The sequence below is a fragment of the Citrobacter sp. NCU1 genome, assembly GCF_010231475.1.
GTDB lineage: Bacteria > Pseudomonadota > Gammaproteobacteria > Enterobacterales > Enterobacteriaceae > Citrobacter_D.
Genome location: NZ_NRDO01000043.1, coordinates 1 through 8,835 on the forward strand (window position 1 = coordinate 1; position 8,835 = coordinate 8,835).

8 protein-coding genes and 2 pseudogenes are annotated in these 8,835 nt (G+C 52.2%); 5 read left to right on the forward strand and 5 right to left on the reverse strand.

All coding sequences use genetic code 11. The features are described 5' to 3' along the window. Both pdxK and CJP72_RS14455 read left to right on the forward strand, forming a co-directional pair. Positions 1-123: pseudogene (gene pdxK, locus CJP72_RS14450) on the forward strand (pyridoxine/pyridoxal/pyridoxamine kinase); the annotation flags it as partial. Beyond that, positions 120-359, forward strand: a complete 240-nt coding sequence (locus tag CJP72_RS14455) for a cytoplasmic protein (protein WP_162382061.1) — start codon at positions 120-122, stop codon at positions 357-359. The pseudogene pdxK and the gene CJP72_RS14455, both read left to right, overlap by 4 nt. 171 nt (positions 360-530) lie before the next feature. On the opposite strand, the gene crr is transcribed toward CJP72_RS14455, so the two are convergent. The 5 genes and pseudogenes from crr to cysZ form a co-directional block, all read right to left on the reverse strand. After that, entirely contained in the window at positions 531-1,040 is a 510-nt protein-coding gene (crr, locus tag CJP72_RS14460; RefSeq protein ID WP_000522253.1) for a PTS glucose transporter subunit IIA, read from the reverse strand. A 40-nt stretch (positions 1,041-1,080) separates the two neighbouring features. Next, positions 1,081-2,808, reverse strand: a complete 1,728-nt coding sequence (gene ptsI / locus CJP72_RS14465) for a phosphoenolpyruvate-protein phosphotransferase PtsI (protein ID WP_162382062.1) — start codon at positions 2,806-2,808, stop codon at positions 1,081-1,083. 44 nt (positions 2,809-2,852) lie between these two features. Continuing rightward, complete coding sequence (ptsH, locus tag CJP72_RS14470) at positions 2,853-3,110, reverse strand: phosphocarrier protein Hpr (protein ID WP_004936458.1); 258 nt, start codon at positions 3,108-3,110, stop codon at positions 2,853-2,855. 383 nt (positions 3,111-3,493) lie between these two features. Continuing rightward, positions 3,494-4,465: a cysteine synthase A gene (gene cysK, locus CJP72_RS14475; protein ID WP_162382063.1), complete on the reverse strand. Its 972-nt coding sequence runs from the start codon at positions 4,463-4,465 to the stop codon at positions 3,494-3,496. A 163-nt stretch (positions 4,466-4,628) separates the two neighbouring features. Then, positions 4,629-5,400 (reverse strand): annotated as a pseudogene (cysZ, locus tag CJP72_RS14480) (sulfate transporter CysZ). 230 nt (positions 5,401-5,630) lie between these two features. On the opposite strand from cysZ, the gene zipA reads away from it, so the two are divergent. The 3 genes from zipA to CJP72_RS14495 all read left to right on the forward strand — a co-directional run. Next, positions 5,631-6,632: a cell division protein ZipA gene (gene zipA / locus CJP72_RS14485; RefSeq protein WP_162382064.1), complete on the forward strand. Its 1,002-nt coding sequence runs from the start codon at positions 5,631-5,633 to the stop codon at positions 6,630-6,632. Positions 6,633-6,703: 71 nt separating this feature from the next. Further along, positions 6,704-8,719, forward strand: coding sequence for an NAD-dependent DNA ligase LigA (gene ligA, locus CJP72_RS14490; protein WP_162382065.1), 2,016 nt, complete (start codon positions 6,704-6,706; stop codon positions 8,717-8,719). 1 nt (position 8,720) lies between these two features. Continuing rightward, on the forward strand, positions 8,721-8,835 hold a 115-nt coding region (locus tag CJP72_RS14495; RefSeq protein WP_193568733.1), incomplete at its 3' end, for a putative quorum-sensing-regulated virulence factor.

An 8,835-nucleotide genomic window follows, 5' to 3' on the forward strand; every position in this document is an offset into this window, starting at 1 on the left:
AAAGGAAAAACGCTGGTGGCGGCGACGAAAGGTGCTGCACAGCGGGTGCTGGAGGTCATGACGTGGACCCAGCAATGTGGCTGCGATGAACTGATACTGCCACCGGCAGGGGAGGCGCGATGAAGAGCTATCGGCTGGTGGTTCGCCAGCAGGGACGTGTCGTTGGCCATTTCGAAACCCACGGTATTGAGGCGCTGGAGGACATTTGCGTGGCGCGGGCGATGTTCGGCATTGCTGGGGGATATCAGTGCGAACTGCTGGTTGCTGATTCAGAGAAGCGGATACTGGAGAGCGGGCCGGAAGGGATGAAAATCCTGATGCGTGAAACGTGTTATCGCCCGGTGACCTCGCCATTATGATCGCGGCAGCGATGCCGAATGGCGGCGTAAACGCCTTATCCGGCCTACAGGTCCAATTCCGTGGTGACAAATCTCGTAGGTCGGATAAGCGTAGCGCCATCCGACAAGGTTTTGTTGGTAATAAGACAAAAAAATGGCGCCATCAGGCGCCATTCTTCACTGCGGCAAGAATTACTTCTTGATGCGGATAACCGGGGTTTCACCCACAGTTACGCTACCGGACAGTTTGATCAGTTCTTTGATTTCGTCCATGTTGGAGATAACCACCGGAGTCAGGGTAGACTTGGCTTTTTCTTCCAGCAGCGGCAAATCGAATTCAATAACCGGGTCGCCAACTTTAACGCGCTGGCCTTCTTCAGCGATACGCTTGAAACCTTCGCCTTTCAGTTCAACGGTGTCGATACCGAAGTGAACGAACAGCTCAATGCCGCTATCAGATTCGATAGAGAACGCGTGGTTGGTTTCAAAAATTTTGCCGATGGTACCGTCAACAGGCGCTACCATTTTGTTGCCGGTTGGTTTGATAGCGATACCATCACCAACGATTTTTTCAGCAAAAACAACATCCGGCACGTCTTCGATGTTGACGATCTCGCCAGAGAGCGGAGCAACAATCTCAATAGTTCCGGTGTCTTTCTTATCATCAGAAACCAGAGATTTCAATTTATCAAACAAACCCATGATCTTCTCCTAAGCAGTAAATTGGGCCGCATCTCGTGGATTAGCAGATTGTTTTTTCTTCAATGAACTTGTTAACCAGCGTCATTAACTCGTCCGTTGTCGGTTGAGCAAGAGCCTGCTCTGCTAACACCTTCGCATCTTCGAAGTTCGTGTTACGGATAATCTTCTTAATGCGCGGGATAGAAATGGCGCTCATAGAGAATTCGTCCAGACCCATCCCCAGCAACAGAAGTGTAGCACGTTCGTCGCCTGCAAGCTCACCACACATGCCAGTCCATTTGCCTTCGGCGTGAGAAGCATCGATAACCTGCTTAATCAGCGTCAGGACAGATGGCGACATTGGCTGGTAAAGGTGTGAAATCATATCATTACCACGGTCAACTGCCAGGGTATACTGCGTTAAATCATTGGTGCCGATACTAAAAAAGTCCACTTCTTTGGCTAAATGACGCGCAATCGTCGCGGCGGCTGGTGTTTCTACCATCACGCCAATCTCAATGCTCTCGTCAAATGCTTTACCTTCGTCACGCAGTTCCTGTTTGTAGATTTCGATCTCTTTGCGCAGTGCGCGAACTTCTTCAACAGAGATGATCATCGGGAACATAATGCGCAATTTACCGAAAGCCGACGCACGCAGAATGGCGCGAACCTGATCACGCAGGATCTCTTTACGATCCATCGCGATACGCACCGCACGCCAGCCGAGGAACGGGTTCTCTTCTTTCGGGAAGTTCATATACGGCAGCTCTTTGTCGCCGCCGATGTCCATGGTACGTACGATAACAGCCTGTGAGCCACACGCTTCAGCAACGGCTTTATACGCCGCAAACTGCTCTTCTTCCGTTGGCAGCGCGTCACGGTCCATGAACAGGAATTCGGTGCGGTACAGACCGACACCTTCAGCGCCGTTACGCTCGGCACCTTCAACATCACGTACAGTACCGATGTTAGCGCAAACCTCAACCTGATGACCGTCAAGCGTGATGGCCGGCAGATCTTTCAGTTTCGCCAGTTCGGCTTTCTCAGTCGCGACTTGCTCCTGAACTGCACGCAGCTGTTCGATTTCTTCGTTAGTAGGATTGACGTAAACCTGGTTGTTTACGGCATCCAGAATCAGATAGTCGTCATTTTTTACCTGAGCGGTAACGCTACCCGTACCTACGATGGCTGGCAGTTCCAGAGAACGCGCCATAATAGAGGTGTGCGAAGTACGGCCACCGGCATCAGTAATGAAACCCAGCACCTTGTTCAGGTTCAGCTGTGCGGTTTCTGACGGCGTCAGGTCGGCCGCAACCAGGATAACTTCGTCCTGAATTGCACTCAGATCGATAATTGCCAGACCAAGGATATTACGTAGCAGACGTTTACCGATGTCACGTACGTCAGCCGCACGTTCTTTCAGGTATTCATCATCCAGCTCTTCCAGGGCAGTGGCCTGACCTTCGATAATTTCATGCGCAGCTGCATCAGCCGTCATGTGTTTATCTTTAATCAGGGCTATGATTTCCTGCTCCAGCTCCTCATCTTCGAGCAGCATAATATGCCCTTCAAAGATGGCTTCTTTCTCTTCACCGAACGTTTCACCAGCTTTCGTTTTGATCGCTTCGAGTTGCGCAGATGCCTTGGCACGACCGCTCAGAAAACGTTCAACTTCCTGATCAACCTTGTCGGCAGAAATTTTTTTCCGGTCAATGACGATTTCGTCTTCTTTCAGCAGCAGTGCTTTGCCGAAAGCGATACCCGGGGATGCTAAAATGCCTGAAATCATAACCCTACCTTACTTGTGACTGATTTTTAAAAGAACCCGGAAAATTACTCGAGTTCCGCCATCAGTTTAACCAGATGTTCAACCGCTTTCTGCTCGTCTTCACCTTCCGCAGAAATGGTAACGACGGTTCCCTGAGTCAAGCCCAGAGTCTGCAGTTTGAACAGGCTTTTTGCGCTAGCGCTTTTGCCATTGGAGGTCACAGTGATATCGGAAGTGAAGCCTTTCGCTTCTTTAACAAACTGAGCAGCAGGGCGGGTGTGCAGACCGTTAGGAGCGGTAATGGTAACTTCTTGCTGGAACATTATATTTCCCCAACTTATAGGTTTAGTGTTGTGGAACTAAAGTCTAGCCTGGCGGCTCAACTTTAGCCTGTATTGTTAGCGCCGGCGTAAACGGGCACGACACAGTCGGTGTTCTACGCAATTCCGTTGCTGGCAACTTCTGGCCGCTGACGTTTCGCTCGTCATTAAACATTATGCCGCTAAAGGAAGACATGAACCAAATCATAAAATCGATTCAGCTAGCGGTTTTCGTGTAACGATTAATTTCGCGCTTCAAAATAATTAGTCTGGTTAAATACCAGACCCGGCAGGGTGAATCAATGCCAGGAGGAGTGAAACTTTGAAGCAGGCCACAAAAAAGCGCCTAAAAAGGCGCTTTTTTACGCGTTATTAACATGCTGGCATTACTGTTGCAGTTCCTTCTCAGTGAAGAGATCGGCAAACAATGCAGTGCTCAGATAACGCTCACCTGATGATGGTAATATAACCACAATATTCTTGCCGGTAAAGGTTTCATCTTGCTGGAGCTTAAGCGCTGCAGCAACGGCGGCACCCGAGGAGATACCTGCCAGAATACCTTCCTCTTCCATCAGACGACGTGCGGTGGAGATGGCCTCATCGTTGGTGATGCCAATAACTTTATCAATCAGTTTCAGATCCAGGTTACCGGGGATGAATCCCGCGCCGATACCCTGAATTTTATGTGGGCCGGGTTTCAGCTCAACGCCTGCCAGCGCCTGAGCAATAACCGGAGAGTCCGTCGGCTCAACGGCAACGGTAATAAGGTCCGTTTTGCCTTTCGTTCCCTTAATGTAGCGGCTTACGCCAGTGAGCGTACCGCCAGTACCGACGCCGGAGATAAACACATCGACCTGACCGTCGGTATCTTCCCAAATTTCCGGGCCGGTGGTTTTCTCGTGAATTTCAGGGTTTGCCGGGTTGCTGAACTGTTGGAGCAACAGGTATTTAACCGGATCGCTGGCGACGATTTCTTCAGCCTTCTGGATCGCGCCTTTCATGCCTTTTGCGCCTTCGGTCAGCACCAGGTTTGCGCCCAGCGCTTTGAGGAGCTTACGACGCTCAATGCTCATGGTTTCCGGCATGGTCAACGTCAGTTTGTAGCCACGCGCCGCCGCCACATACGCCAGAGCGATACCCGTGTTACCGCTGGTCGGCTCAACCAATTCAACGCCTGGTTTCAGTACGCCACGTTTTTCGGCATCCCAAATCATATTGGCACCAATACGGCATTTGACGCTAAAGCTCGGGTTACGTGATTCCACCTTCGCCAGAATGCGTCCGTTACCGATACGGTTCAGTCGAACCAGCGGCGTATGACCGATAGTCAGCGAGTTATCTTCAAAAATCTTACTCATGGCCTGTCCTTAACTGTATGAAATTGGGGTACAAGGGCTAGCATACCCGCTCAGCGAANNTATCTATATTCAGAAGGGAAATAATGGGGATCCGGATGGAATAAGGAGCGGCATAAGCCACTCCCTTTTTGCACAATTTTTTCACAAAGAGAAAAAAGATCAGTCACTTCCAGAGCGCGTGTTTATCACGATAGCAATCCACCCACATTGCCGTCGCGCCGCAGACGGCAACCGGCATAATGAACAGATTGAGCACGGGCAGCATCGTGAACAGACTGGTCAGCGCGCCGAACTGCATATTGGTGACTTTTTTCGTACGCAGGGCGTTCCTCATCTCTTTGAACGGTACTTTGTGGTTGTCGAAGGGATAGTCGCAGTATTGAATCGCCAACATCCACGCGCTGAACAAGAACCACAGTACTGGCGCGACGGTTTGCCCGATGCCGGGAATAAAATAGAGAATCAGCAGAGCGATCGCGCGCGGGAGATACCACGCCAGTTTTTGCCATTCACGTTTCATGATGCGCGGCACATCTTTCATAATGCCGAGTACGCCGGTGTCGGGAGGCGTCGCCCCGGTTAAACGCGCTTCAAGCTGTTCGGCCAACAAACCATTAAACGGCGCCGCTATCCAGTTGGCGAGCGTCGAGAAAAAATAGCCGAATACCAGCAACACGGAGAGAACGATAATTGGCCACAGCAGGTAACTTAACCACTGTAGCCAGTCNNAGCCAGTCTGGCACATGGCTCATCAGCGAAGGGATCCAACTGTCCAACTCGGTAAACAGCCACCAGAACGCGCTGCCCATCAACAGAATGTTGACCATCAAAGGTAAAATCACAAAGCGACGGATACCCGGCTGGGTGACCAACTTCCATCCCTGAGAAAAATAATAGAAACCACTGCGTGGCGCAGCTGTGGATGATGAAACCATAATCAGGACATGCTCCTTTTGTTTAAGCCCCGGCTAAACTTTGTCTATATTACCGTGTTGTGGCCTGGTGGACAGTTAAGAAATGTTCGAAAAAACAGCAAAAAGTACAATTTCGTTCATCTTTATGCTGTGAAAGACAAGAGTCCACTTGCACTTGAGGTAATCGGCAAATACTCTTAGTGAGTAAATGTTTGCCGTGGTGGCAAGGTGTTAGAACAACAGAGAATATAATGATGCAGGATTTGCGTCTGATATTAATCATTGTTGGCGCGATCGCCATAATCGCTTTACTGGTACATGGTTTCTGGACCAGCCGTAAAGAACGATCTTCTATGTTCCGCGATCGTCCACTGAAACGCATGAAATCAAAACGAGACGACGAATCGTTTGACGACGATGTCGATCAAGACGACGAAGGCGTGGGTGAAGTTCGTGTTCACCGCGTGAATCATGCCCCGGGCAATGCGCAGGAGCATGACGCACCTCGCCAGCCGCCGCAACACCAGTATCAGCCGCCTTATGCGTCTGCACAGCCGCGTCAACCGGCTCAGCAACCGCCTGGCGCGCCGGTACCGCCGCCGCATGCTCAGCCGCAGCCAGTACAACAGCCGCAACCGGTTCAGCAACCTGTGCAGCATCAGCCGGTACAGCAACCGGCCGCGCCGCAGGTGCAACCGGTTCAACAGCCTGTGCAGCATGCGCCTCAACCGGCACCGCAAACCTTCCAGCCCGCAGAGCCGGTTGTCGAGGCAAAACCTCAGCCAGAGCCTGTCGTGGAAACGCCGCCGCCAGCGCCTGAAAAACCGCAGCGTAAAGAAGCGGTTATTATTATGAACGTTGCGGCCCATCATGTCACCGAGCTGAACGGTGATATCCTGCTGAACAGCATTCAGCAAGCCGGCTTTAAGTTTGGCGATATGAATATTTTCCATCGTCATTTAAGCCCGGATGGCAGCGGTCCTGCATTATTCAGCCTGGCAAATATGGTGAATCCGGGGACGTTTGATCCTGAAATGACCGGTGATTTTACTACCCCTGGTGTGACGATCTTCATGCAGGTGCCGTCCTACGGCGATGAACTGCAAAACTTTAAGCTGATGCTTCAGTCTGCACAGCATATTGCTGACGAAGTGGGCGGCGTGGTGCTTGACGACCAACGCAGAATGATGACCCCGCAGAAATTGCGTGAGTATCAGGACCGCATCCGCGAAGTCAAAGACGCTAACGCCTGATTCTATACAGGCGTGACATTTCCTTTCTGAACCCCCGCCTGTCGGGGGTTTTTTATCATTGATGGTGCGATATGGACTCAATCGAACAACAACTGACAGAACTACGAACCGCACTTCGCCATCATGAGTATCTTTACCATGTGATGGACGCGCCGGAAATTCCCGATGCGGAATATGACCGCCTGATGCAGACGCTGCGCGAACTGGAAGCAAAGCACCCGGAAATGGTGACGTCAGACTCGCCAACTCAGCGCGTCGGGGCTGCGCCGCTGGCGGCATTCAGTCAGATTCGCCATGAAGTCCCGATGCTGTCGCTGGATAACGTGTTTGATGAAGCGAGCTTTTTGGCCTTTAACAAACGTGTTCAGGACCGATTGAAAAGCACCGACAAATTGACCTGGTGTTGCGAACTGAAACTCGATGGTCTGGCGGTGAGCATTCTGTACGAAAACGGTGTGTTGGTGAGCGCGGCGACGCGTGGCGATGGGACAACCGGTGAAGATATTACCTCTAACGTGCGAACCATCCGCGCCATTCCACTCAAACTGCGCGGCGACAATATTCCCGCTCGCCTGGAAGTGCGTGGTGAAGTCTTCCTGCCACAAGCCGGTTTTGAAAAGATTAATGAGGATGCCCGCCGTACGGGGAATAAAGTGTTCGCAAACCCGCGTAACGCGGCGGCAGGTTCATTGCGCCAGCTTGATCCGCGTATAACCGCGAAGCGACCGTTGACCTTCTTCTGTTACGGTGTTGGCGTACTGGAAGGGGGCGAACTTCCCGATACGCACCTGGGGCGTTTACTGCAGTTTAAAGCGTGGGGGCTTCCGGTGAGCGATCGGGTGACGCTTTGCGACTCCCCTGAGGCGGTACTGGCGTTCTACCACAAAGTGGAAGAGGAACGTCCAACGCTGGGCTTTGATATTGACGGTGTCGTCATTAAGGTCAACTCACTGGCACTTCAGGAACAACTGGGCTTTGTGGCACGCGCGCCACGCTGGGCGGTGGCCTTTAAATTCCCCGCGCAGGAGCAAATGACTTTTGTTCGTGACGTCGAATTCCAGGTTGGGCGGACAGGCGCAATCACGCCTGTTGCCCGCCTTGAGCCAGTGCAGGTTGCGGGTGTGTTGGTGAGTAACGCCACGCTGCATAATGCCGATGAAATTGAACGTCTCGGTTTACGCATTGGCGACAAGGTCGTTATCCGCCGTGCCGGGGATGTGATCCCACAGGTGGTTAACGTGGTGCTATCCGAACGTCCGGAAGAGACCCAGGAAATTGTTTTCCCAACCCATTGCCCGGTCTGTCAGTCGGACGTCGAGCGTGTGGAAGGCGAAGCGGTTGCCCGCTGTACCGGTGGTCTGATTTGCGGGGCGCAACGTAAAGAATCTCTTAAGCATTTCGTCTCACGTCGTGCCATGGATGTTGACGGTATGGGCGATAAGATCATCGACCAATTGGTCGAGAAAGAGTATGTCCATACGCCCGCCGATCTGTTCACCCTGACGCCAGGTAAGTTGACTGGGCTTGATCGTATGGGGCCGAAATCGGCGCAGAACGTGGTAAACGCGCTGGAGAAAGCCAAAGAGACGACCTTTGCACGGTTCCTGTATGCGCTGGGGATTCGTGAAGTGGGCGAGGCGACCGCTGCCGGGCTGGCGGCGTACTTCGGTACGCTGGAGGCGCTGGAAGGCGCCTCTCTCGACGAACTGCAAAAAGTCCCGGATGTGGGGATCGTGGTGGCCACTCACGTGTTCAATTTCTTCGCCGAAGAGAGCAACCGTGAGGTGATAGAACAACTGCTGTCACAAGGCATTCATTGGCCTGCACCGGTCGTTGTCAATGCAGAAGAGATCGACAGTCCGTTTGCCGGTAAAACGATAGTACTGACTGGCAGCTTAAGCCAGATGTCCCGCGACGACGCCAAAGCGCGTCTGGTGTTGCTGGGGGCGAAGGTGGCAGGCAGCGTTTCGAAGAAAACCGATTTAGTGATTGCGGGCGAAGCGGCAGGTTCGAAACTGGCAAAAGCGCAGGAGCTGGGCATTGCCGTTATTGACGAAGCCGAAATGCTCCGCTTGCTGGGTGTCTGAGATGGAAAAAGAGCAGTTGGTTGAGATAGCCAATACGGTGATGCCGTTTGGCAAGTACCAGGGGCGTCGATTGATTGATGTGCCGGAAGAGTACTTGCTGTGGTTTGCCCGCAAGG

What these genes read in the sequence shown, in the direction of transcription:
- CJP72_RS14455 (WP_162382061.1), top strand. Translation starts at nt 120, where the DNA reads ATGAAGAGCTATCGGCTGGTGGTTCGCCAGCAGGGACGTGTCGTTGGC.
- crr (WP_000522253.1), bottom strand. Translation starts at nt 1,040, where the DNA reads ATGGGTTTGTTTGATAAATTGAAATCTCTGGTTTCTGATGATAAGAAA.
- ptsI (WP_162382062.1), bottom strand. Translation starts at nt 2,808, where the DNA reads ATGATTTCAGGCATTTTAGCATCCCCGGGTATCGCTTTCGGCAAAGCA.
- ptsH (WP_004936458.1), bottom strand. Translation starts at nt 3,110, where the DNA reads ATGTTCCAGCAAGAAGTTACCATTACCGCTCCTAACGGTCTGCACACC.
- cysK (WP_162382063.1), bottom strand. Translation starts at nt 4,465, where the DNA reads ATGAGTAAGATTTTTGAAGATAACTCGCTGACTATCGGTCATACGCCG.
- zipA (WP_162382064.1), top strand. Translation starts at nt 5,631, where the DNA reads ATGATGCAGGATTTGCGTCTGATATTAATCATTGTTGGCGCGATCGCC.
- ligA (WP_162382065.1), top strand. Translation starts at nt 6,704, where the DNA reads ATGGACTCAATCGAACAACAACTGACAGAACTACGAACCGCACTTCGC.